This is a genomic window from Archangium violaceum (assembly GCF_016887565.1).
Classification (GTDB): Bacteria; Myxococcota; Myxococcia; order Myxococcales; family Myxococcaceae; genus Archangium; species Archangium violaceum_B.
Genome location: NZ_CP069396.1, coordinates 10,665,877 through 10,690,073 on the forward strand (window position 1 = coordinate 10,665,877; position 24,197 = coordinate 10,690,073).

A 24,197-nucleotide genomic window follows, 5' to 3' on the forward strand; every position below is an offset into this window, starting at 1 on the left:
TCACGCACCAGGCTTCGAGCCCTCCTCTGAGTTGGCCATGAGATGGAGGCCCACGTCGGGCACGACCTTGGGCTCGTCCTTCACCAGATGGAAGAACTGGTCGCGGAAGGCCTCCGGCGTCAGGTGGGCGACCTTGGCGAATCTGGCCAGCTCCTCCGGCTTGTCGAAGTCCTCCCGCTTGAGCCGGAGCATGAACCCGCGAGCGATGAGGTAGCGGTCCGAGTCGACATCCACCATCCGCACCCGGGGCCGCCCGGTGGCCGGGTCCTTCATCTCCTGGAACGAGATGGGACGGAAGCGCCCGTCGATCATCGACACCACCGCCTCGGTGCCACCCTGGATGATGTACCGGGCCGCGCAGTGACCCAGGTCGCGCGTGTACTCCATGTCGAACGGGATGGGGTCGGCGCAGCGCACCTCGTACCCGATGTACTTGGGAATGAGGGTGGCCTTGATGCCCAGGCCCTCGAGCCGCTCCTCCACGCCCTTGATGAGCACCTCCCCCAGGTTGATCTGCGCCACGTGGATGTTGCCCATGTGGTCGCGCGGCAGCTCCGTGTGCTTCGCCAGATCCTCGGGGTCGATGCAGTCGGCGAGGCCCTCGGCGATGAGGGCGATGCCATCCGGGCGGCCATAGGCCAGCCGCTTGATGACCGAGCCCGCGAGGATGTCCACCACGGTAGCGAACGGGACCCGGCTCTTGCGGAACTCCTCGGGGATGAGGGTGTTGGTCGCCCCCACCGACTTGCCGATGGCCAGGGCGAGGTGCCCCGCCTTCCGCCCCTGGGCGATGACGTAGTACCAGCGCGAGGTGGTCTTCGCGTCGACCATGAGGTTCTTCACGATCTCCACGCCCACGTGACGCGCGGTCTGGAAACCGAAGGTGCTCGTGTCGTCGGGCAGGTCGATGTCGTTGTCGATCGTCTTGGGCACGTGCACCACGCGGATCTTCCCGCGGGTCTTCTCCGAGATGATCTGCGCGAGCGTCGCGGTGCCATCACCCCCGATGGTGATGAGCATGCCCACGTCGAGCCGATCGAGCGCGTCGAGGGTCCGCTGGAGGTGCTCGGGGGAGCGGGTCGGGTTGGCGCGGGAGATGCCGATGTACGAGCCGCCCCGGAAGTGGATGCGGCTGGTGTCGGCGATGGTGAGGGGGACGACGTGGGAGATGTCTCCCTCCGCGAGCCACTTGAAACCATCCTGGATACCGATGACCTCCACCCCCGAGAGACAGGCCCGGATGGTGGCCGCTCCAATCACGCTGTTGATGCCCGGGGCCGGTCCTCCGGCGACGACGATGGCGAGCTTCTTCATGTCTCCGTCCCTTGTGGTTTCCCCACAGTCTGTCCCGAAGGAGCAGCGGAACTAAGCGAAAACCGGGGAGATTGCCAGATGGACGGTCGACATGAGCGGGTATCATCGTCCTCGGGAAACCAGCAGCCTACGAGGCCGCCATGCGCCAGATGCTGATGTGTCTGTTGCTCGCAGCTTGTCTACCCACCGAGAACGCCATCACGACATGGGCTGAGACGACAACGGCTCTCCTTGCCCACTACGCGCCGCCACTCGCGAAGCCCGCAGATGAGAAGGCGTCGCCAGCCCATGCTGACATGGCAGGAGGATGTACACCCCGTCGCCGGCCAGTGAACAAGAACCGATGCCTGGACTCGGCGGCCGCTGGTGCCGCGGTGTGGACTGCGTTCTGTGGAGACATCGAAGACGCCAGTCTCCGAAAGAGATGCTTCGAGGTCAGCCTGGAGAGCGAGCAGCGACGGAAGGGATTCTGCCATAACTTCTTCTAGGACTAGACAGCATGGCCAGTGAGTCTTTCGCGCAGAGGCTCGAACCCAGCAACAAGGCTTCCGGTCCCATCATCGCCGAGAGGGTGTTCGAGCTGAACGGACGGCCTCGGTCGGTTCGCGTGCGGATAAGAAAGCCTCGCCGTGACCCGAAGACCGGGAACCATTGGTGCACATTCCAGGTGTCCGGATTGGCGAAGGCGATGGGCTTCAAGGTATGGGGCATCGACTCGCTCCAAGCCCTTCAGCTCGCGGTGCGCGCGGCAGGAGAACTTCTGCGGGAAGAAGGCCACGACATCACGTGGTGTGGCGATCAGGATCTCGGATTCCCCAAGACGTATCCCTCCTTCCTTTCCGAATCGGCCTACTCACGGATCGAACGGATGATCGATCGTGAGATCGCCAGAGAGGAACGGCTCCCGCGAAAGAAACGGAAAGCACCTTGAGGATGCGTGGTGCTGTTCCCTGAGCCTCTGTGGCATGGTCACCCCCGACCGTTGAGGGGGGACCCACCCGTGCTGCAAGCGCTCCTCGAGCTGCTCTATCCGCCCGCGTGCATCGCCTGCGCGAAGGTGATGCCCGTGCGCGCCGCCTTCTGTGAGACGTGCGATCTCGCCGTGGAGCGCCTCCCCCCCGCGCGCTGCCGCACCTGCGCCGAGCCCGGCTCCTTCCCCCGCGACATCTGCCCCCGCTGCCGCGACCTGCCGCCCCCCTTCGCCCGCGCCTGCGCCCCCTTCGCCCACGAGGGCCCCGTCGCCCGCGCCATCCACCGCTTCAAGTACGAGGACCACCCGGAGCTCGCCCCCGCCCTCGCGGAGCTGCTCGCCTCCGAGTCCCGCCAGTTCCTCTCCCAGGCGCCCGACCTGCTCGTCGCCCTCCCCCTCCATGACCGGCGCTTCCGCGAGCGCAAGTACGACCAGGCCCAGCTCCTGGCCGGTGAGCTGGCCCGCGCCACGGGCCGCCAGGCCCCCGTGGGACTCCTCTCCCGGGCCCGGGAGACACAGCGCCAGGTGGGCCTCTCCGAATCCGACCGGGCCCGGAACGTGGCCGGTGCCTTCTCCGCCGCCCCCTCGGTCGCCGGCCGCGCCCTCCTCCTGGTGGACGACGTCCTCACCACCGGGGCCACCGCCCGGGCCGCCGCCGACGCCCTCCTGGCGGCCGGCGCCACCCGTGTCGAGGTCCTGACACTCGCCCGTGCCTTCTCGCTCGCTTGAACCCGACATTTCAGTTGCCTGCCCGCCTCCATCGGCGCATGCAGGGGAAGGCTCTCCGACGCCCGGCTGTTCACCCGCGCCGGCTCTCCCTGCCGGCCCTTTATTCCGACGGACGAGGAAAACGGATGTCCCGTACCCCACGGCTCGCCGCGCTCTCGCGCACCACCTGGCTCGTCGCCCTGCTCGTGCTCGCCTGCCCGCTGCTGACCCGGGCCGCCGCCGAGACCAGCGCCACCGCCGCCCGGGAACAGGCCGACGAGGCCCTGAAGCTCGCTTCCTCGCCCCGCGGGGCGGCCCAGCTCATCCGGCTGCACGCCTTCAAGGAAGACCTCGAGGACCTCACCCCCCTGGTGAAGACCTATGGCGAGGTCATCTCCCGGCGCGACAGCGACGCGGGCGCCCGCGCCACCGCGCACCTGCTGCTGATGGACCTGGAGCGCGCCCGCGGCCGCATGCAGCGCGCCTCCGAGCTGCAGGACGCCCTGGGCTTCATCGGCGAGTACTACGTCGTCGGCGGCTTCGACAACGAGGGCAAGTCCGGCTGCGATACGGACTTCGGCCCCGAGGCGGCCGCGTTGGATCTCACCGCCAGCTACGCGGGCGCCAAGGGCCGCCAGGTGTCCTGGCGCCGGCTCTCCGTCACCCCCACCGACGGCTACGTCGACCTGGGCACCGCGCTGCGCCCCAACCGCGAGGCCGTGGCCTACGCCCTCACCTGGCTGGAGGCTCCGGCCGAGACGCGCGTGGCGCTCGGCGTGGGCACCTCCGGCGCCTTCCGTCTCTGGGTGAATGGCGAGAAGGTGACCACCAGTGACAGCTACAACGCGCCCCGGCCCGACCAGTCGCGCGTCTCCGTGCGCCTGCGCAAGGGCTTCAACCGCGTCCTCCTCAAGGTGTGCCAGGACACGGGCCCGCTCGGCTTCTACCTGCGCCGTGACCCTCCCGCCCGCATCCGCGCCACCCTGCCCTCCCCCCTCCCCGTCCTCGCCAAGGGCCCCTCCGCCTCGCCCCAGGTGCTGCCCACCGTCACCTCCGCCATGAAGGACGCGGTGGCCAGGGCCCCCCAGGACGCGCAGCTGCGCGGCGAGTACGCCACCGTGCTCGACTTCTTCCGCGCCTTCGACGAGCGCGAGCACACCTCCACCGTGGAGGCCGACCGCGCCGCCTCCGCCGCCCCGCAGGACGTGCGGCTGCAGCTGCTGGCCGCCAGCGCCCACCGCGATGACCTCAACCTGCGCCGCCGCTTCCTCGAGGCCGCCTTCCGCGCCGATCCCACCTCCGTCCAGGCCCGCGTGGCCCTCGCCGAGCACGAGCTGGAGCGCGGCCACCCCGAGCGCGCCATCGAGCTGCTCAAGCCCGTGGTGGAGCTGGCCCCCGACTCGGCCGCCGCCCGCCTCACGCTGGCTCGCGCCCACGAGGCCCTGGGTGAGTCCGCCCGCGCGCACATGATGGTGGAGGAGGCCCTCCAGCGCCTGCCGCGCATCCCCCGCGTGGTGCGCTCCGCCGCCAGCTCCGCCCGCGTGCTGGACCGCCCGCAGGACGCGGTGGCCCGCCTGCGCGTGGCGCTCGCGCTGCGCCATGACGACCGCTCCAGCCGCGCCCTGCTCGCCCTGCTGCTGGCGGACATGGGTCAGGTGGAGGCCGCCGCGCGCGAGTACACCCAGCTGCTCGCGTTGGACCCCTTCGACAACTCCACCCGGCTCAAGCTGGCCGAGCTGCGCGCCGCCAATGGTCAGGCCGACGCGGCCACCGCCTGGTTCGCCGAGGCCCGCGCCCTCTCCCCCGACGAGCCCGAGGTGTACGAGCGCGAGGGCCGCGCCCTGCTCTCCGCCGGCCGCCGCGAGGAGGCCGTGTCCGCCTTCGAGCGCTCGCTGGCCCTGCGCCCGCAGAACCCCGCCCTCAAGGAGGCCGTGCGCACCCTCAAGGGCGAGTCCGCCAGCGCCGGCACCCAGTACCTCATCGACTTCAAGGACCTCCTCAAGGAGGCCGAGGGCTACACCAACGAGGACGCCGTCTACCTCGTGGACACCACCTACGTGCGCGTGCAGAAGAGCGGTCTGTCCGGCCGGCTGCAGCAGTTCGCCGTGAAGGTGCTCAACGCCCGCGGCGTGGAGGCCTTCCGCACCTACCCCATCACCTACTCGCCGGACCGCCAGGAGGTGCGCATCCTGCGCGCCCGCATCACCAAGCCGGATGGCTCCGTGGTGGACAGCTACGGCGAGAGCGACCGCAACATGAACGAGCCCTGGACGGGCATGTATTACGACTCCCGCGCCAAGGTGCTCTCCTTCCCCGCGCTCGCCGCCGGGGACGTGCTGGAGCTGCAGTACCGCCTGGACGACACCGCCCAGGAGAACCTCCTGTCCGACTACTGGGGTGACGTGGAGAGCGTCCAGGGTGTCTACCCGAAGGTGCGCTACCAGTTCCTCGTGGACATGCCCAAGGAGCGGCCCCTCTACTGGAACGAGAAGAAGCTGCCCGGGGTGACGCACGCCCGCGAGGACGTGGACACCGGCCGTGTCCTCTACCGCTGGGGCGCGAAGCACGTGGCCAAGGTGGTGCCGGAGCCCGGCATGCCCGGCTGGGCCGAGGTCGCCGCCAACCTCCACATCTCCACCTACCGCACCTGGGACGAGGTGGGCCGCTACTGGTGGGGCCTCGTGCGCGACCAGCTCACCCCCAATGACGAGCTGCGCCGCACCACGGACACCGTCCTCCAGGGCGTGGACCGCAAGGACCAGCAGGCAGTGGTGCGCGCCATCTACAACTTCGTGGTGACGAACACGCGCTACGTGGCGCTCGAGTTCGGCATCCACGGCTTCAAGCCCTACCGGGTGGACCGGGTGCTGTCGCGCCGCTTCGGCGACTGCAAGGACAAGGCGAGCCTCATCCACGCCATGCTGAAGGTGGCGGGCGTGGACAGCCGTCTGGTGCTGCTGCGCATGCGCAACCTGGGCGCCATCGACGGCGAGCCGGCCAGCCTCGCGGCCTTCAACCACGCCATCGTCTACGTGCCGAAGTACGACCTGTACCTGGACGGCACCGCCGAGTTCCACGGCGCGCGCGAGCTGCCCAGCGCGGACCGCCTGGCCAACGTGCTGGTGGTGGAGCCGGGCGGCAAGGCCACCTTCCTCACCACCCCCGAGGCCCGCCCCGAGGACAACGCCACCCGCCTCTCCATGGACCTGGCCCTCAAGCCGGACGGCAGCGCCGAGGTGTCTGGCGCCTCCACCGTGGGCGGGCAGATGGCGCCCGAGTACCGCCGCGCCTACCGCTCCGTGGCCTCGCGCCGCTCCACCTTCGAGCGCGCCTGGGCCCAGAGCTTCCCCGGCCTCAATGTCCAGGACGTGAAGCTCAACGACACCACGCGCCTGGATGACGACGTGCAGGTGGACTTCAAGATGGCCATCCCCCGCTTCGCCGAGGCCGCCCCCGGCCATCTGCGCTTCCTCCCCTTCGGCACCGGCCGCGCCTACACCCAGTCCTATGCCTCGCTCGCCGAGCGCCGCTTCGACCTGATGATGAGCGGCCCCTGGGTGAACCACTTCACCTTCCGCTACACCCTGCCCCAGGGCTACTCCGTCGCCGAGCTGCCGTCCAACCAGCAGGAGGAGACGCCCTTCGGCCGGGTGCGCCTCACCTACCGCCAGGAGGGCAACCAGCTCATCTGCGAGGGCGAGGTGGCCCTCACCGCCGCCCGGGTGAAGGCCGACGACTACGCGGCCTTCCGCTCCTTCCTCAACCGAGTAGACCAGGGCTTCGCTCGCAAGGTCATCCTGCGGGGTCCCGCTTCGCCCACTGCTGAACGTTGAGCCGGGGGGGCCTCCGGTCCCTTTCCGCGAATTCACGGGATATCCTCGTTACACGGCATGGGGGAGGGTCCGTGATGACGATGCGCTCGAAGGTGTGGCTGTTCGCGGTGGTGGCCATCGGCCTCGTCTTCGCGATGGGGGTGGAGCTCTTCAATGGCACCCGGCGAGGCATCCACACCCGTCAGTACCTGAGCCTCATCCAGGATCAGATCGACATCTACGGCCGGATGCACTTGAGCACCTGGCCCTTCCTGGAGGCGCTGAAGCACGCGCAGCGCGACGGCGGGAACATCACGCGCATCCTGCGCGAGCAGGACGCGCGCATGGACCAGGACTTCGCGCGGCTCGAGGCCATCAAGCGCCTGGAGCTGCAGCTGTCCTCGGCGAAGGACAAGCAGGCTCGGGAGGAGCGGTACCACGAGCAGCTCGCCTGGCTCCATGACGCCCAGCACCGGTGGGTGAAGCGGGCCGAGGAGCTCGCGCGCTCGGTGGAGGCGGGGACGCCCGTCTCGCCCGAGGCCTGGTGGGACCTGCTCCAGGACTTCGAGCGGGAGCTGGGCCAGCCCCTCACGGCCGCCATCCAGCGGGAGCGCGACGAGATGCAGTCGCTGCGCCGGGCCTGGGACGAGCGCTCACGGCTCGGCAACCGGCTGTCGCGGCTCGTCCCCGCCCTGGCGCTGGTGCTGGTGATGGGGCTCGCCCTGGCCATCCTGGACCCGATGCAGCGCGCCCTGCGCGAGCTGATCAGGGGCGCGGAGCACATCGGGCACGGGAAATTCGACCACGAGCTGCCCGTGAAGGGCGACGACGAGCTCGCCACGCTGGCCCGGGCCTTCAACCGGATGACCGTCGAGCTGCGCGAGCTGCTGCGCGAGAAGCAACAACTGGTGCGGGCCGAGGCCGAGGCCTCCGAGCGCGAGTTCCGCCGCTACAACGCCCTGCTGGAGGAGACGGTTCGCACGCGCACCACGGAGCTGGCCTCGGCCAACGCCCGGCTCCAGGACAGCCTGCGGCGTCTCCAGGAGACACAGGACCAGCTGCTCTTCGCGGACCGGCTCGCCACCGTGGGACGGCTCGCGGCGGGCGTGGGCCATGAAATCAACAACCCGCTGGCCTTCATCCTCGGCAACCTGCGCTACGTCCAGGACGAGCTGCGGCGGATGGAGAGCCTGCCCTCCGAGGAGAACCGGCGGGAGCTGCTCTCGGCCGTCACCGAGGCGTGCGAGGGCGCCGAGCGGGTCCGCCTCATCGCGCAGGACCTCAAGGTGCTCTCCCGCCCGGACAACGCCGTGCACGGCCCGGTGGACGTGAGCACGGTGGTGCGCGGCGCCGCGAAGATGGCCGCCCATGAGATCCGCCACCGCGCGCGCCTCGTCGAGGACTGCGAGGGAGTGCCGCCGGTGCGCGGCAACGGGGCGCGCCTGAGCCAGGTGATCCTCAACCTGCTCATCAACGCGGCGCACGCCATCGAACCGGGCCAGGTGGACCAGAATGAAATCCGCGTGAAGGCACGGGAGAGCGCCCCCGGCCGCGTCACGCTGGAGGTGAGCGACACCGGGTGCGGCATCCCCGCGGAGAACCTGGGACACATCTTCGAGCCGTTCTTCACCACCAAGCCGGTGGGCGTGGGCACGGGGCTGGGGCTGTCGGTATGCCACGGCATCATCACGTCGTTCGGCGGGGACATCACCGTGGAGAGTGAACCGGGCCGGGGCACCACCTTCCGCATCAACCTGCCGACCGCCGACGACGCCGGGGACGCGTGGCCCGCGCCCTCCACCCCGAGCGGGACGGCCTGAGGCGCGTCCTCCCCGCCTCAGCCCACCAGCAGCGCGGAGAGCAGCGTGCGCACCTCGGAGGGGCCCCCCACCCGGTAGCTGGCGCGCGTGTCCTTGCCGCCCGCGTGGATGGCGAGGCTCCCCACGGGCAGCGCGGCGAAGAGATCCTCGTCCGTGCGGTCGTCGCCGATGGCCACCACCAACGTGCCGGGGGCCATGCCGTCGATGACCCGCTCCACCACGCGGCCCTTGTTCACCCCGCGCGCGCGCACCTCCACCACCATGTCACCGGGCAGCACTTCCAACGGGCCATGGGCGAACACCTCGCCCAGGTGCAGGCGCAGCTCCCGCGCCTGCCGGGCACCGAACACCCGGTCCACCTGCCGGTAGTGCCAGGCGAGCGACGCCGACTTCTCCTCGAGGAAGGCGCCGGGCACACGCGCGACGAAGGATTCGAGCACCGGGCGCACCAGGCTCTTCCAATCGGTGGGCACTCCCTCGAGGACCGTCCAGGGCTGCTCGGCCGCGGGGCGGGACCACAGTCCGTGCTCGGCGTGCAGACCCACCGGCAACCCACCGAGCCACGCCTCCAGGGTCTCCCGGGTCCGTCCGCTGACGATGTGCACCCGGGTGCCAGAGCGGATGGCGAGCCGCCGCAGGAGATCCAACAGCTCCGCGTCCGGCGTGGCCAGCTCCGGCTTGGGCGCGAAGGGCACGAGCGTGCCGTCGTAGTCGATGAGGAGCAGCAGGTTGCGGGCCTCGCGCATACGGGTGAGCGCCGCTTCCGCTCCCGCCGGCTGGGTCCGCGGAGGCGGAGTGGGCACGGACTCGAGCACGTCCAGGAAGGAGCGCACCCACCAGTGCACGTCGTACTCCTTCACCCGGGCCCGCAGTGTCCGCATGCGCGAACGCCGCTCCTCCTCCGGCATCTCCAGCGCGGCCTCGAGCATGTCCGCCATGCCGTCCACGTCGTAGGGATTCACCATCAGGGCATCCGCCAGCTCGTCCGCGGCGCCGGCGAACTCGCTGAGCACCAGCACGCCGTCCTCGTCCGGACGCGCGGCGCAGAACTCCTTGGCCACCAGGTTCATCCCGTCACGGATGGGGGTGACGAGCATCACGTCCGCGGCGCGGTAGAGGGCGGCGAGCTGCTTCTCGTTGAAGGAGCGGTAGAGGTAGTGCACGGGCACGTTGTGCACACTGCCGTAGAGGCCGTTGATGCGCCCCACCAGCTCGTCCACCTTCTCGCGATAGGTGGCGTAGTCCGCCACCGCCGTACGGCTGGGCACCGCCACCTGGACGAAGCGCAGCCGGTTGCGCCACGCGGGCTCGCGCTCCAGCAACCGCTGCACCGCCAGCAACCTCCGGGGAATCCCCTTGGTGTAGTCCAGCCGATCCACGCCCAGCACCAGTTGCTGGCCCGCGCTCTTCTCCCGGTGCTGGCGCACGTCCTCGAGCACCCCCGGGTCGTTGGCGAGGTTCTCGAAGGACTGCGCGTCGATGCCCATGGGGAAGCCGCCCAGCCGCACTTCGCGCCCCTCGTAGGACACCCGGTCCACCACCGTCTCCAGGCCCAGCAGCCGCATGAGGGTGCTGGCGAAGTGGCGCACGTAGGTGAGCGTGTGGAAGCCAATGAGGTCCGCGCCCAGCAGACCGCGCACCAGCTCGGTGCGGTGCGGCAGGGTGCGGAAGATCTCACTCGAGGGGAAGGGGATGTGGTGGAAGAAGCCGATGCGCGCCTGGGGCAGCCGCGCCCGCAGGAAGGCTGGCACCAGCATGAGCTGGTAATCATGCACCCAGATGGTGTCCCCCGGCTGGTAGTGGCGTACCACCAGGTCGGCGAAGCGCTCGTTCACCCGGCGGTAGACGTCCCAGTCCCGGTCCTGATTGGGGACGCGGTCGATGAGGTAGTGGCACAGCGGCCAGAGGACGCGGTTGGAGTAGCCCTCGTAGAAGCGGCTGACCTCGCTGGCGCTCAGATGGAGGGGCACGCAGCGCAGCTCGGCGAGCCTGGCTTCCACGGCCGCACGCTGCTCCGGCGTGAGGCGTGAGACGTCCCCGGGCCATCCGATCCAGACGCCCCCCGAGCGCTCATGCGGGCCGCGCAGACCCGTGGCGAGCCCTCCGGCGCTACGGACCACGGAGACGCCATCCTTGTCCGCCTTGACGGTGACGGGGAGCCGATTGGAAACGAGCAGGAGTCTGGACATACGTCCCAGACGCTTAATCACGCACTCGGGGTATGACCACCCTTGAATCGAGGGTGATGCCTTGTGGCGAACCTTCACCCGCGCGGCGTGTCCACCCGAGCCGGGTGAGGAGTGTCGAATCCCGGCTCGGTTTCCAGATGAACGCATCCAGCAGGTAGTGCGTGGCCTGGGGCAGCGCGAGCAGGGGCACCACGAGCGCCAGCACGTCCGCGGGCAGCACCCACCCGCCGCTCTCGCCGAAGAGCAGGGGGCGCTCGTGCCAGACGAGCCTGTCCCAGAGGAGCTCCTCGCCCAGGGCGAGCACGATCAGCGGGAGCAGGAAGCCGGGCAGGCCCGCGCGCAGCACGGGACCGAGCCAGCCCTGGCCCCCCTCGGCGAGCCGCCCGCGCGTGTAGCGGAAGAGGAGCGCGAAGTAGGGCACGCCGTGCAGGAGGACATTCGTCACCGTGAAGCCGAAGTCGTCCCGGGCGAGCACGATGCCGCCGAACCACGTCACCCAGGTGGCGAGCACGAGCAGCACCTTGCCGGACTGGAGCCCCTCACCGCGCACGACGCGCGACACCTGGAAGCCCGCCCACGCCACGAGCACGAGCCCGTGGACGGCGAGGGCCCCGGTGCCCACCCACTCCGGGAGGCCGGAGAGGAAGTCGTTCTCCAGGAACCACCAGAAGGCGCGGGGCAGGTGGGCGTGCCACCAGATGACGGGGCCGAGCGTGGCGGCGTAGATGGCGGCGGCGTCGAGGACGCGCTCGGTGCCGGAGACATGGGCCTTGCGATCGTAGAGGGCCACCCAGCCGTACTGCTGGCGGACGAAGTGGAAGAGCGCGGTGTACGCGAAGAGGCTCCAGAAGACGCCCGGGGAGACGGAGTACGCGAGGACGCCCAGCAGGTACGCCACGAGCGGGGCCGCGAGGTAGAGACCGGGCCGGCGCCGCAGCTCGTCCTCGTCGAGGTAGGTGCGGAACAGGGTGGACCAGACGTGGGCCACGTCGACCCCGACGACGAGCAGCACCCAGGCCCAGAGGGGCGTCTCCCCCAAGGCGCCCAGCAGGGGGGCGGCGAGCAGGAGCCCCACCGAGACGAGCGCGCTGCCCGCGAAGACGGCGAGGTCCACGCCTCGGCCGAAGAGCCATGCCTGGGAGGGAGCGAGAAGACGGGACATCTCCCGGGAGGGTATCAGCCCGCCGGACCGCGTTCCAAAGCTGGAAGGAGGCCCCGCGCGGCTCCAACATCGCGTCGCCGATGCCTCCCGACCTGCCCCCGCCCCCCGCCCTCTTCCGCCGCCGGCTCCTCGTCGTGATGCTCATCACGGGACTGGTGCCGCTCGTGCTGCTCGGCTTCCTGGCCCGGCAGGCGCTCCAGGAGCTGCTCTCCGTGTCCCTGGCGCCCGTGGAGCAGGTGCTCGAGGAGCTCTCCACCGGACTGGCCCGGGAGGGCCACTCCCAGGCCGCGCTCGACGAGGCCCGCCTCAACCTCGCCCAGGCGGAGCTCGCCCGCCGCGCCCTCGCCCGCCGCACGCCCATGCTCATCGCGGCCCTGCTGCTCGTCTCGGCCACGGTGCTCACGGCCGCCGCCGTGCTGCTCGGCCGGGCCCTCACCCGCCCCGTCTCCACCCTCACCCAGGGCATGTGGTCCTACGCACGCGGAGACCTCTCCGTCCAACTGCCCGCCCCCGACTCGCCCCGCGACGAGCTCCAGTTCCTCCTCGTCCAGTTCAACCGCATGGGCCGCGAGCTCGCCGCCCAGCGCGAGCGCCTCAAGTCCGCCGAGCAGATCGCCGCCTGGCAGGACGTGGCCCGCGCGCTCGCCCACGAGCTGCGCAATCCGCTCACGGCCATGAAGCTCGCGCTGGCGCGACTCTCCCGCGCGGACGGACCTCCGGACGCCACCCGTATCGCCGAGTCCGTCTCCCTCCTGCAGGAGGAGGTGGAGCTGCTCATGCGGATGACCCGGAGCTTCTCCGACTTCGCCCGTCTGCCCGCGCCGCGCTTCCAGCCCGTCGCCCTGCGCCCCCTGCTCGCCGAGGTGTGCGCCCTGTATGAGGGCACTTCTCCCGTCCCCGTGGAGCTCCAGCCCGGCCCGGAGCCCACCCTCTCCGCGGATCCGGATGGCCTGCGCCGCCTCTTCGGCAACCTCCTCAAGAACGCCACCGAGGCCTCACCGTCCGGCGCCGCCCCCGTGCACCTCTCCATCGAGGCGCTCCCCTCCTCCGTGCGTGTCTCCATCCGCGACAACGGCGGAGGGATTCCCCAGGTGCTCGAGGGCCCCGCCCTCACCCGGGGACTCTTCAGCACCAAGCCCGGCGGCAGCGGCCTGGGACTCCCCATCGCCCAGAAGATCGTTCACGAGCACGGAGGCACCCTGCGTCTGGAGCCCGCGCCCGGGGGTGGCACGCTCGCGCGCGTGGAGCTGCCCCTCAGCCCTCCACCCGCTGGGGTACATCCATGAGAATCATCCTCTGTTGCTTGGGGCTTCTGTTCGCCGCACCCGCGTTCGCCAACTCGGTGGAGAACGGGCTGTGTCATGCGCGGCCCCAGCCAGTCGAGACGATGGAGAAGTCGGAGAAGCTCTGCCGCGCCTTCATACGTGCCCTGGGGCGCATGCCAGACGAGGCAATGAGGGAAGTGCAGACGATGTTGTCTCCCGAGAGCCTGGCACTGATGGGGACGATGACCGCGGCATGGCTCGGCAGCCAGGGCATTCCCGTGCTCGGCCAGGCCGTGGACGTGGCGCTGCTGGCGCTGGGCGCCATGATGGCCGCAGCACAGACGGCTGCCGTGAAGGACTCGCTGTGGCACTACGTCAACTCCGCGACCACCGCGAGAGATGAGGCGGGCCTCGACGCGGCGGCAGCACACCTCGCACGAGCCATGGCGACGGTGGGGGTGAGCGTCGTGACGTTCATCCTGATGAAGAAGGTATCCGGCAAGGTGCAGACGCGGCCAGGGCCACGCGAGCCCCCCTCGCTACTGCTCGAGCCCGTACCGGTAACCATGGGCGGTCGTTTGGGTAACACAGTGGGAGCCTCGCCGGGCGTCGTCCCCGGAGTTGGGGTAGCACCTGCGCTGGCCACAGCGGGTGGGCGCCCGACAGGAGGGCGGGCACAAGCGGAAGGCGAGAAACCCAAGAAGGTGGACCTCGAGGCCTTCAAGGAGTGGATTGAAAAGGTGAAACGGCGGCCCGCCCGCGAGGACTCGGAGTCCTACAGGTACCAGAGGAAACATGCGGGGCCAGAGGAAATGCATGTCTCTGGGGGTGGCGAGGAAGTCTGGGCGGACGGTGCTCGCCTGGAGAAGGCGAGGCTGCTCGAGATCAAACACATTGGCGATGCCGAGAGAAGCCCGTTCATTGCTGGCTCGAAGTGCGCCGAGAAAGCCCGGACCATGATTCTGAATGCACTCATGGACGAGTTCGCGCGTTACGCCGCGGTCATCAAGGATCCCCACACTCCTGTCGTGGAACTCGAGGTGATTGTCAACGATAGCAGGGCTGTTCCCCTCTTCGAGGGACTCCTGAAGAATTTTGGCATTCCAGGTGAGGTCGTCGTTCGTCCTTGAGACGGGGAGAAGGTGGATGAAGTTCTTCATCATGTCGGAAGATGGTGGATTGCCATCTGCCGCGGATTTCATTTCCAGTCTGAGCACGCGATGGCCCGGTGCCACGGTGAAGCCAATCTCCAATCCCCAGAGAAGCTACGCTCTGGAGTTCAGTGTCCCCATGACTGATTCGGCATTGGAGGGTTTGCTTGCCAGGACAGGCGACTCCATCACATTCGAAGGTGCTTCTCTTCGAGAGATATCTGGGTTCGTTCAGTGGTGCCGAACCCTTGTGCCCGCTCACCTGCCAGTCATTTTCTGCGATGAAAGCATGAATGGCGAGGTGAAGGTGACCCCGATGATGACAGCAGCGGAAATACTCGAGGCATTCCATGCAAGTGGAGGGTGACCCCTCAGCCCTCCACCCGCTGGGGCAGCTCCACCGTGAAGGTGGAACCCCGGCCCTGCTCGCTCTCCACGTGGATGTGTCCCCCGAGCAGGGTGACGATCTGCTTCGTGATCCACAGCCCGAGCCCCAACCCCCCATAGTGCCTATCCGGCACGGCCCGCTCGAAGCGCTCGAAGATGCGCGCCTGGTCCACCCCGGAGATGCCGATGCCCTCGTCCCGCACGCGCAGGCACACGCCCTCGGCGGTGGCCACGGCGGACAGCTCGATGGGCCGGCCCTGCCCGTACTTCACCGCGTTGGCTAGCAGGTTCGTCACCACCTGGTCCAGGCGCGAGCGGTCCCATCTCCCCACCAGCGGCGACTCCAGCGACAGCGACAGGGCACAGCCCGCCGTCTCCAGCTCCGGCCGCATGCGTGCCGCCACCTCCTCCACGAGCACCGCCAGATCCATCTCCTCGAGCACCAGGGGCAGTCGGCCGGAGGTGATGCGGCTCACATCCAGCAGATCTCCCACCAGTCTGTTCAACCGTTCCCCCTGCCGCTGACACGTGGCGACCCACTTCGCCACCCCGGCGCAGTCACCCGAGGTGGCCGCGTGGCGGACCAGGCTCTGCAACCCCAGTTGCAGCGCGGTGAGCGGTGTGCGCAGCTCGTGGCCGGCGATGCCGAGGAACTCCTCCCGCAGGGCGACGGCCTCCCGGGCCTCCCTGTACAGCCGGGCGTTGTCGATGGCGTACGACGCATGCGCGGCGTACTCCCGGGCGAAGGTGAAGTCGTCCTCGGTGAACGTCCGCTCCGAGGAGCCGAGCACCAGCACTCCCGCCACGCCGTGGGAGGCGGAGAGCGGGATGACCATCAGGGAGTGGATTCCGAGCCGCCAGCGCAGCTCCCGCCACACATCGGTCCGCTCCACGCGAGAGTCGGCCGGGAAGTCCATCACCGCCAGGAGCCGGGGTTGTCCCGAGACCATGGCCTCGTGGACGGGAGTCCCCTCGGAGATCGCCGGAAGCTCCGTGCTGGCGATGAGTGACTCGGCCGCGAGATTCTCATGGGTCACCGACACCAGTCCGAGCGTCCCGTCGGGCCTCCATCCGAACAGTGCCGCCGTGTTGGCGAGCGCGGGGACGCACAGCCGCGCCAGGGTCCGCGAGGTCTGCTCCGGGTCCAATGACGAGGAGAGCACCGCGCTGGACTCGGCCAGGAAGCGCTGCGCCTCCGTGGCCCGCTTGCGCGCGGTGACGTCCTGGATGGTTCCGATGGAGCCGCGGGGGCGGTGCGCCTCGTCGAAGAGCGGCACGGCGGAGATGACGAGGGTGCCGCGCCGCTGCCCATGCACCTCGAGCTCCAGCTCCACGTCGAGCACCTCCTGGCCCGTCGCGGCCGCCCGCTGCATCGGCAACTCCTCGGGCGCGAGCGCGCGACCCTTGTCGAGATAGCGGATCGGCTGGCGCTCCCCCTCGGGCGCGCTGAGCGAGATGTTGCTGTCGAGCGGCAGCCCGTGCAGCCGCGAGAACCACGTGTTCTGCCGGATGCGCTGGCACTCCCTGTCCTGGGCGATGCCGATGCCCACGGGAATGACGTCCAGCAGCGTCTGGAAGTCGGCCACCTGCCGCCGCAACTCGCGGTCGAGCGCCTCCGCTCGTGCCTCCGCCTCGTGGCGGGTGTGCTCCAACTCCTGGCGCAGCCGGTGCGTCTCCAGCGCGAACGCGACGCAACCGGCCAGATCCTCGGCGAGCGCCAGCGCGTCCTCGTCCAGGCGCGCGGCCCGCTCCCGCGTGGCGAAGGACAGGACCCCCACGAGCTGGTCGCCCAGGCGCAGGGGGACCGCCAGGCAGTCCAGGAGCCCAGCCTCCTGAAGGCGCGGCAGCGCCTCCTCCTCCGAGGACAGGGCCAGGAGCACCTGCTTGGAGGGCCCACGGAGCAACTCCGGCCGGCCCGTGCGGGCCACTCTCCGGGACAGCAGCGAGGGAGGACCGCTCGGCGGCCCATGCACCTGGCCGTGGGGCGAGCGGAAGGCGGCGATCCGCCGGAGCACTCCGTCCTGGAGCAGGTCGAGGTCACACCAGTCCCCCAGCTCCGGCAGCGCCACGCGGCCGAGGCTGCGGAACACGTCATCCCGCGCGACGCACGCGACCAGCGCCCGGCTCATCCGCCCGAGCAGACCGCCCCGAGAGGCGTGCCCGGGGCCGTGGCCCCCGGAGCCTCCCCCGGAGAGCCGCGCACCCGCCAGGGGCCTGCCCACTCCCTCGCTCCCGAGTTCCTGGAGAGAACTGGTGAGGAGTGCCTCACGGCGAGCGCATGACCCCAGGGCATGAGCGAATCCCACTGAAGCACCACGGATGCCCGCCTGCCTTTTCACGAAATGACCTCCCAGGGCGCGGGACTCCTCCGCCGCCCCCCTGGCTCCCTGCACTCAGCTCATCGCACTCTGGAACAACAGGAACTGGGCGTGCTCCTACTCCCCCAGGAGGCGCACACCACCCTGGGCGCCCCCGAGTCGACTACGCTGGACCCGTGGAAACCCCGCTCGCTCCCCCGCGCGCCCAGGCGCCCGGCCCCCGCATCCTCCTGGTGGACGACGACCCTGGCGTCCTCAAGGGGCTGCGGGGCCTGCTCTCCGATGAGGGCTTTTCCCCCGTGGAGGCCCGCTCCACCGCCGAGGCCGTGCGCCTCCTCGACGCGCCCGGCCCGCCGCCCGCGTTGATGCTGCTGGACCTGCGCATGCCCGGAGAGACGGGCCTGGAGCTGCTCGCCCGGCTGCCCAGGCCCCTGCCCGTCCCGGTGGTGGTGCTCTCCGGCGAAGCCTCGCCCGCCGAGGCCGTGCAGGCCCTCAAGCTGGGCGCCACCGACTTCGTGGAGAAGCCGCCCTCACCCGAGCGGCTCCTCACCGCGCTGCGCAACGCGCTCGTCCTCAGCGAGCTGCGCGAGGAGCAACAGCGGCTCCAGGAGGAGCTGGCCCGGCCCGGCCACCTCGTGGGGGACAGCCCCGCCATGGAGTCGCTGCGCAAGCTCATCGCCCGCGTGGGCCCCAGCGACGCCTCCATCCTCATCACCGGCGAGACGGGCACGGGCAAGGAGCGCGTGGCCCGGGCACTCCACCTGGCCTCGGGGCGCAAGGGGCGGCTGGTCGCCGTCAACTGCGCCGCCATCCCCTCCACCCTGTTGGAGAGCGAGCTGTTCGGCCACGAGCGCGGTGCCTTCTCCGGCGCCACCACGCGGCGGCTCGGCCGCATCGAACAGGCCCACGGCGGCACGCTGTTCCTCGACGAGCTCGGGGACATGCCGCTGGAGCTCCAGGCCAAGCTGCTGCGCGTGCTGGAGACGAAGGAGGTGGAGCGACTGGGGGGTGGCCTGCCCATCCCCGTCAACGTGCGCATCCTGGCCGCCACGCACCGGGAGCTCACACGCGCGGTGCAGGAGGGCCGCTTCCGGCAGGACCTGTACTTCCGGCTCAACGTGCTCCCCCTCACCCTGCCGCCCCTGCGCGAGAGGCCCGAGGACATCCTCCCGCTCGCGCGCGCCTTCGCGGCGGAGCTGGCCGGGCCGAAGGTGCCGCTGGTGCTGGCGCCCGGCGCGGAGGAGGCCCTGCGCGCCTGGCCCTGGCCCGGCAACGTGCGCGAGCTGCGCAACTTCATCGAGCGTCAGAACCTGCTACGGGGCGACGGCCCGCTCACCCTCACGCCCGAGTCCCTCTCGGGCCCCACGTCCCTGAAGGCCGCGAGCCCTTCCCGCCTCGTGCTCGGGCAGAAGAGCTACCGCGAGCACGTGGACGACTTCGAGCGCACACTCATCCAGGCCGCCCTGGAGGAAGGAGGCAGCATCGCCGCGGCCGCGCGCCTGTTGCAGGTGGACCGGGGCAACCTCTACCGCCGCGTCAAGGCGCTCGGCATCCCCGCCACCTGAGGCTCCGGGCGCAACCTGCCCCGGGGGGAGGATGGGAGAGCAAGAGAAGGCCCGCTCTCACGAGCCCGGTCGTTGGCATCCGGAAGAGTGCATCCTCACTGTGTGCTGTTGAGGCAGGCATGACGCTTCGAGCGCGCACGAGGGCCCTTCTCCTGGCTTCCTCGGCAATCTACGTCATCGTGGGTGTAATCTCCCTTCGCAGTGCCCAGCAATGGCTCGACGGCGAGCGGTGGGTCCGCCACACGCACGAGGTCCTGGGAGGGCTGCAGGAGGTCAGGGTCGGTGTGAACCAGGCGGAGTCGATGACCCGCGGGTTCGTCATCACCGGCTCCGATGAATTCCTGGACGGCTTCGCCGACATCGGGCAGCGGGTCCCCAGACAGCTCGACTCCGTGGCCCACCTGACGGAGGACAACCCGGTCCAGCAGGAGCACGTGAATCACCTCAGACGCCTCATCCTCAGACGCATGCAACTGCTCGGGTCCGCCGTGGAGACGCGCGAACGGCAGGGACCCATGAACGGCACCCTCTCCCCCATCCTGCTGGCGGGGCACGCCACCATGGATGAGATCTCCCGGGCCATCCAGGCCATGAGCGCCGAGGAGAACAGGCTCCTCGCGGTGCGCAGCGAGCGGGCCCGGGCGACCGCCCGCTTCACCATCGCCGCCATCTCCACGGGAATCGTGGCGACGCTCCTGCTCTTCTTCCTCAGCAAGCAGGTGCTCACCCAGACGCTCAATCGTCCCGTCGATCTCCTGCTCGAGGGGGTGGGCCAGTTCTCGGCGGGCGCGCTCGGCTTCCGGATCCCCCTGCCACCGGGCGACGAGCTCGGACGAATCGCGGCGGCCCTGAACCAGATGGCCCAGACACGCGACGCCGTCGAAACCGAGCTCAAGAAGACGAGCGGGTTGCTCGATTCGATCATCTCGGCCATGCCGCTCGCCGTCCTCGGTCTGGATGGAAGGGGCCGGGTGACGACGTGGAACCCCGCCGCCACCCACCTCTTCGGGTGGACCTCATCCGAGGTGCTCGGCTCCCCACCGCCCATTGCGCTGAGGAGCCAGCACGGGGGGCCGGACCCGCAACAGGTCGTCGAGATGGAATGCACGCGGCGTGATGGCTCGCGGGTGGAGACACGGGTCATCACGTCCGAGCTGGTGGCCGGGCGCGACCCGACGGGGACGCTCGCCATCATCGAGGACATCACCCAACGCAAGGAGATGGAGCGCGAACGGGAGCGGCTCCTGGAGTCCTCACGGCGGCTCGCGCATCGCCTGGAGGCGATCGTCCATGCCTCGATCGCCATCGGAGACGAGGTGTCGAGACCCGGCGGCGCCTCCCGGGTGCTCCAGTGCATCGCCGAGTGGGCCCGGAAGCTCACCGGCGCGGACTACGCGGCCCTGGGGATCGGCACCGAAGCCAGCAAGCCCTTCCACCCCTGGGTGTTCAGCGGCATGGACCCCGACATGGTCATGCGGCTCGGGCATTCCCCTCGGCCCCTGGGGCTGCTCGGGTGGGTGGCGCGGCAGGGACAGGCCATGCGCGTGGAAGACGTGCGCAAGAGCCCCCTCTTCCAGGGCTTGCCGAACGGGCATCCCGAGATGGGTCCGTTCCTCGGCATCCCCGTCCGCTACGAGGCCAGGAGCGTGGGCAACCTCTACCTGGCGAACAAGGTGGGGCGAGCCGCCTTCACGGAGGAGGATCAACGCATCATCGAGCTGCTCGCCGCCTACGCGGGAGTCATCATCGAGAACAGCAAGCTCCACCGGGGCCTGGAGACGGAGCGCAACCGGCTGCGCTTCCTGTCCCAGGCCAGTGAGAGCCTGGTGCGTTCACTCGATGACGAGGAGCTCGTGCGGCTCATCGTGGAGCTGCTCGTCCCCGAGCTGGCGGAGATGGCCAGCGTGGATCTCCTCGTGGAGGACGCCGAGGGCCAGTGGGTGGTCCGGGCCGCGGAGCGCGTCCCGGGCGGGCCCACATGGCGGGGCGCGTCCCAGCGCATCCGTTTCGAAATCGGCTCACGCCATCCCGTCCTCCGCGTCATCCACTCGCGGGAGCCGCTGGTCCTGAAGGAGGAGGTCACGCTCGGCCTCACGACTCTGGACGAGGATGGCGCCGCGGCGCTCCCGCTCGCCCGCGAGGCGATGATCATCCCCTTGAACGTGGGAGAGCAGACGCTCGGAGCACTCACGGTGGCCTCGGCGCGGGCGGGCCGCTACACCGACGAGGATCTGGCGCTCGCCCGAGACCTGGCGCTCCGCGCGGCCATCTCGCTCGACCACGCCAGGCTCTACCGGGAGGCGCAGCAGGCGTTGAGGAGCCGGGAGGAGGTGCTCGCGGTCGTCTCGCATGACCTCCGCAACCCGCTCAACGCCCTCGCGCTCTCGACGCGGCTGCTGCCCAGGGTCCGGGACAACGAGGCGCTCTTCACCCGGCACGTGGCCGTCGTCCGCGGCACCGTGAACCAGATGAGCCTGCTCATCGAGGATCTGCTCAACGCGGGTGCGATCGAGGCCGGACGCCTGTCCCTCCAGCGGATGCCCCACGAGCTCGCGGACTGCCTGCTCGAGACCGTGGAGATGCTCCGGCCGGTGGCCCTGGAGAAGGAGCAGCACCTCGAGCTCCAGCTCGACCCCGGGCTCCCCCTGCTCATGTACGACCTGCCGCGGATGAAGCAGGTGGTGTCGAACCTCGTGGGCAACGCCATCAAGTACACGGGCAGCCACGGCACCATCCAGGTCTCCGCGCGGCGCGTGCGGGAGGAGCTCGTCGTCTGCGTCCAGGACACCGGCCCCGGAATCGCCGCCGAGGACCTCCCGCACCTCTTCGACCGCTACTGGCGTGTCCGGGGCGCCGCCCAGTCCGGTACGGGCCTGGGGCTGTACATCGTGAAGGGCATCATCGAGGCCCACGGCGGGAGGACGTGGGTGGAGAGCGAGGTGGGACGGGGAAGCCGGTTCTACTTCTCCCTTCCGCTCTCGCAGCCCCCCGCCGGGCGTGAGCTGCCCACCTGAACGGGCTCCGATGTCATTAGAACATCACCCCCACGACATCGAGGATGTGGAGATGACATCCTCCCCAGGATTCGGGCACCGTGTTTTCGCGCACTTGCCGCGCCAGGTGACCTGGAACGCCACGTGCTCCTCCCGTCTCGCATGAACCGCTTCGCACTCCTTCTCAGCCTCCTCTCCTTCACGGCCACTGCCCAGGGGACCGCCGACACCGGCACCCCGCCGACCACGCCCGCTCCGGCCCAACCCTCCACGCCCGCTCCGGCCCCGCCCCCCACGCCCGAGGCTCCCGCGGAGTCCGCGGCGCCACCCGCGCGAGAGGACGATCCCTGCCTCTCCGAGGATGAGGACGAGGGCGACTCCGACGTGCTCGCCGCGCTGCGACTGAGCATCAACGGCGAGACCCGCGCGCTGGCGGGAGTGGAGCTCCAGGGCCTCGAGCGCCTCTCGCAGGCGCAGGTGCGCAACCTGGCCCGCGTTCCCGCCAGGGGGACGCTCTCCCCCGAGCAGGCGGCGATCGTCCTGCGCCGGCTGGCTCGCACGGGGCTGTTCACACGGGTGACACCCACGGTGCGGCTCGCGGAGGGCTCGACCCCGGTGCTGGTGGTGGTGCTGGAGGAGCAGCCCTACGTCACGCGCGTGGACCTCGAGGGCCTGCGCGAGGACGAGCTCCGGGAAGTGCGCGACGAGCTGTTCCGGCTCCCACCGTACTCCACCAACGACGACAGCGACGATGACGACGATGACGAGGATGACATCAACGTGCGCATCGACACGGAGCACGGTCGGGTGGAGATCTCCACCCGGAAGAGGACCTGCCCGGCGCCGTACCCGCCCCGGGAGCTGCTGGCCTCCTTCAAGAAGGGCGAGCTCCACCCGGGTTTCGTGTGGCGGGGCCTGCCCGCGGCGCTGGAGCGCGGGCTGGATGAGCTGCACGACGAGGGCTACCCGCTCGCGACGATCGACGCCGCGCTGACACCGGACGGGGTGCTGACGGTGCGGGTGGACGAGGGGCGGGTGGAGGCGGTGGAGGTGTCGGGCGTGGACGAGGACGTGGCGGAGCAGGTGCGCGAGGTGCTGGGCATCAAGCCCGGCGACGTGCTGCTGCGCAGCGACCTGCGCCGCGCGTCGAGGCGGCTGGAGACGGAGATGCCCTTCCTGTCGCTGAGGGACGTGGAGACGCTCCCCTCGGAGGACACGCGCTTCCAGGAGGAGCGCGAGGAGGGCGGCGCGCGGCGCTACCGGCTGGTGCCCGAGGAGGAGCGGCGCGAGCGGAAGAAGCACCGGGAGGAGGAAGAGGAGGAACTGACCTGGAGCGAGCTGGCGAAGAAGTGGGAGCGCGCGTCCGAGGACGCCATCACCACCGTGGGCCGGCGCGTGGTGGTGCACGTGAAGCCCCGGGGAGCCTCCTTCGACGTGGACCTCATCCCCATGCACACGCAGGTGACGGGCTTCGCGCCCGGCCTGTCGGGCTCGGTCGACCTGTGGGACGTGCGCAACCGGGCGCACGTGAAGCTGGACGCGGCGCTGACCATTCCGCTGCGGTGGGGCGGCCAGCGGATTCCGGAGGACCCGGAGCAGACGAAGCTCCAGCGCCGGCTCAACTGGCTGGTGGGGGCGAAGGCCCAGGTGCCGGTGCTGCGGCTGGCCGAGATCGGCATCCAGCTGCACGACTTCACGGACACCTTCGACCGGTGGCGGCTGGGGGCCATCGACTCGTTCATCTACTCCGCGCTCCTCAACCGTCCGGACGCGGAGTACTTCCGGCGCAGCGGGCTCACGGGCTTCGCCACCTGGCGGCTCGGGACGCAGTGGCTCCTCGGGGCCGAGTACCGGAGGGACACGTACGAGTCGCTGGTGAGCTTCTCGCCGCCCTTCTCCCTCTTCCGGCGCGACTCGGCGCCCTTCCACAACCCGGAGGTGGACGAGGGGAAGATGACGTCGGTGGTGGGCCGCCTCGAGTACGCGAGCGACGCGGCCCGGGCGGAGGGCGTGGGCTCGCTCTTCCGCAGCCCCGAGCTGTCGCTGCTGCGGCACGACTGGGAGTGGCCGGAGCGCTCGGCGGTGCACAGCCTGCTGACGGTGGAGGTGGGCAGCCCCGAGCTGGGAGGAGATGACCGGTTCCACTTCTGGAAGGTGGTGAGCGACTCGGTGCTGTACGTGAACACCGGCCATGACTCGGGGCTGCGGCTGCGAGTGCGCGCGGCGGGAGGCGAGGACCTGCCCCTGCAGAAGCGGGAGGCGCTGGGCGGGTGGGACGGGCTGCGCGGCTTCGCCTTCAAGGAGTTCCGGGGAGACGCCTCGTTGCTGGCGAGCGCGGAGTACCGGTGGGGCTTCCTCGGCGCCTTCGCGGACGTGGGGACGGTGCACCGGGGCGAGGCGGGGTGGATGGACCCGAGGCTGGGCGTGGGCGCGCAGCTGTACTTCGGAGACTCGGTGCGCTTCACGGCGGCGTGGCGCACGGACGAGCGGGCGGCGCTCGTGCCCGAGGCGCGGCTGCTCTTCGTGCGGACGTTCTGAGGCGT

The 24,197-nt window shown here is 70.2% G+C and carries 14 protein-coding genes; 10 read left to right on the plus strand and 4 right to left on the minus strand.

What is annotated here, in order from left to right:
* Positions 1-1,314: a diphosphate--fructose-6-phosphate 1-phosphotransferase gene (gene pfp, locus JRI60_RS42415; protein ID WP_204221758.1), complete on the minus strand. Its 1,314-nt coding sequence runs from the start codon at positions 1,312-1,314 to the stop codon at positions 1-3.
* Positions 1,315-1,813: 499 nt separating this feature from the next.
* Between pfp and JRI60_RS42420 the strand changes: the two genes are divergently transcribed.
* From JRI60_RS42420 to JRI60_RS42435, 4 genes are all read left to right on the plus strand, one after another.
* The gene (locus JRI60_RS42420) at positions 1,814-2,245 is read left to right on the plus strand and encodes a DUF6968 family protein (RefSeq protein WP_204221759.1); all 432 of its coding nucleotides are present in this window, start codon (positions 1,814-1,816) and stop codon (positions 2,243-2,245) included.
* 69 nt (positions 2,246-2,314) lie between these two features.
* Positions 2,315-3,013, plus strand: coding sequence for a ComF family protein (locus tag JRI60_RS42425; protein ID WP_204221760.1), 699 nt, complete (start codon positions 2,315-2,317; stop codon positions 3,011-3,013).
* Between the two features lie 125 nt (positions 3,014-3,138).
* A complete protein-coding gene (locus tag JRI60_RS42430) occupies positions 3,139-6,825 on the plus strand; it encodes a DUF3857 domain-containing protein (protein ID WP_204221761.1) in 3,687 nt (1,228 codons plus the stop codon).
* A 74-nt stretch (positions 6,826-6,899) separates the two neighbouring features.
* On the plus strand, positions 6,900-8,624 hold the full coding sequence (locus JRI60_RS42435) for a sensor histidine kinase (RefSeq protein WP_204221762.1): 1,725 nt from the start codon (positions 6,900-6,902) through the stop codon (positions 8,622-8,624).
* Positions 8,625-8,641: 17 nt separating this feature from the next.
* On the opposite strand, the gene JRI60_RS42440 is transcribed toward JRI60_RS42435, so the two are convergent.
* A complete protein-coding gene (locus tag JRI60_RS42440; protein ID WP_204221763.1) occupies positions 8,642-10,813 on the minus strand; it encodes a bifunctional alpha,alpha-trehalose-phosphate synthase (UDP-forming)/trehalose-phosphatase in 2,172 nt (723 codons plus the stop codon).
* Between the two features lie 13 nt (positions 10,814-10,826).
* The gene (locus JRI60_RS42445; protein ID WP_204221764.1) at positions 10,827-11,975 is read right to left on the minus strand and encodes a hypothetical protein; all 1,149 of its coding nucleotides are present in this window, start codon (positions 11,973-11,975) and stop codon (positions 10,827-10,829) included.
* Between the two features lie 80 nt (positions 11,976-12,055).
* On the opposite strand from JRI60_RS42445, the gene JRI60_RS42450 reads away from it, so the two are divergent.
* The 3 genes from JRI60_RS42450 to JRI60_RS42460 are packed head-to-tail and all read left to right on the plus strand — an operon-like array spanning position 12,056 to position 14,758.
* Complete coding sequence (locus JRI60_RS42450) at positions 12,056-13,261, plus strand: sensor histidine kinase (RefSeq protein ID WP_204221765.1); 1,206 nt, start codon at positions 12,056-12,058, stop codon at positions 13,259-13,261.
* A complete protein-coding gene (locus JRI60_RS42455) occupies positions 13,258-14,370 on the plus strand; it encodes a restriction endonuclease fold toxin-2 domain-containing protein (RefSeq protein WP_204221766.1) in 1,113 nt (370 codons plus the stop codon). The genes JRI60_RS42450 and JRI60_RS42455 overlap by 4 nt, the downstream gene beginning before the upstream one ends.
* A gap of 16 nt (positions 14,371-14,386) precedes the next feature.
* On the plus strand, positions 14,387-14,758 hold the full coding sequence (locus JRI60_RS42460; protein ID WP_204221767.1) for a hypothetical protein: 372 nt from the start codon (positions 14,387-14,389) through the stop codon (positions 14,756-14,758).
* Between the two features lie 4 nt (positions 14,759-14,762).
* On the opposite strand, the gene JRI60_RS42465 is transcribed toward JRI60_RS42460, so the two are convergent.
* On the minus strand, positions 14,763-17,000 hold the full coding sequence (locus tag JRI60_RS42465; RefSeq protein WP_204221768.1) for a sensor histidine kinase: 2,238 nt from the start codon (positions 16,998-17,000) through the stop codon (positions 14,763-14,765).
* Between the two features lie 272 nt (positions 17,001-17,272).
* Here JRI60_RS42465 and JRI60_RS42470 point away from each other — a divergent pair, with 272 nt between their 5' ends.
* The 3 genes from JRI60_RS42470 to JRI60_RS42480 all read left to right on the plus strand — a co-directional run bounded on the left by JRI60_RS42470 (position 17,273) and on the right by JRI60_RS42480 (position 24,192).
* Positions 17,273-18,661, plus strand: a complete 1,389-nt coding sequence (locus tag JRI60_RS42470) for a sigma-54-dependent transcriptional regulator (RefSeq protein WP_204221769.1) — start codon at positions 17,273-17,275, stop codon at positions 18,659-18,661.
* A gap of 119 nt (positions 18,662-18,780) precedes the next feature.
* Entirely contained in the window at positions 18,781-21,675 is a 2,895-nt protein-coding gene (locus tag JRI60_RS42475) for an ATP-binding protein (RefSeq protein ID WP_204221770.1), read from the plus strand.
* 141 nt (positions 21,676-21,816) lie between these two features.
* Positions 21,817-24,192: a hypothetical protein gene (locus tag JRI60_RS42480; RefSeq protein ID WP_204221771.1), complete on the plus strand. Its 2,376-nt coding sequence runs from the start codon at positions 21,817-21,819 to the stop codon at positions 24,190-24,192.
* Positions 24,193-24,197: the final 5 nt, after the last annotated feature.

What these genes read in the sequence shown, in the direction of transcription:
- pfp (WP_204221758.1), bottom strand. Translation starts at nt 1,314, where the DNA reads ATGAAGAAGCTCGCCATCGTCGTCGCCGGAGGACCGGCCCCGGGCATC.
- JRI60_RS42420 (WP_204221759.1), top strand. Translation starts at nt 1,814, where the DNA reads ATGGCCAGTGAGTCTTTCGCGCAGAGGCTCGAACCCAGCAACAAGGCT.
- JRI60_RS42430 (WP_204221761.1), top strand. Translation starts at nt 3,139, where the DNA reads ATGTCCCGTACCCCACGGCTCGCCGCGCTCTCGCGCACCACCTGGCTC.
- JRI60_RS42435 (WP_204221762.1), top strand. Translation starts at nt 6,900, where the DNA reads ATGACGATGCGCTCGAAGGTGTGGCTGTTCGCGGTGGTGGCCATCGGC.
- JRI60_RS42440 (WP_204221763.1), bottom strand. Translation starts at nt 10,813, where the DNA reads ATGTCCAGACTCCTGCTCGTTTCCAATCGGCTCCCCGTCACCGTCAAG.
- JRI60_RS42445 (WP_204221764.1), bottom strand. Translation starts at nt 11,975, where the DNA reads ATGTCCCGTCTTCTCGCTCCCTCCCAGGCATGGCTCTTCGGCCGAGGC.
- JRI60_RS42450 (WP_204221765.1), top strand. Translation starts at nt 12,056, where the DNA reads ATGCCTCCCGACCTGCCCCCGCCCCCCGCCCTCTTCCGCCGCCGGCTC.
- JRI60_RS42455 (WP_204221766.1), top strand. Translation starts at nt 13,258, where the DNA reads ATGAGAATCATCCTCTGTTGCTTGGGGCTTCTGTTCGCCGCACCCGCG.
- JRI60_RS42460 (WP_204221767.1), top strand. Translation starts at nt 14,387, where the DNA reads ATGAAGTTCTTCATCATGTCGGAAGATGGTGGATTGCCATCTGCCGCG.
- JRI60_RS42475 (WP_204221770.1), top strand. Translation starts at nt 18,781, where the DNA reads ATGACGCTTCGAGCGCGCACGAGGGCCCTTCTCCTGGCTTCCTCGGCA.
- JRI60_RS42480 (WP_204221771.1), top strand. Translation starts at nt 21,817, where the DNA reads ATGAACCGCTTCGCACTCCTTCTCAGCCTCCTCTCCTTCACGGCCACT.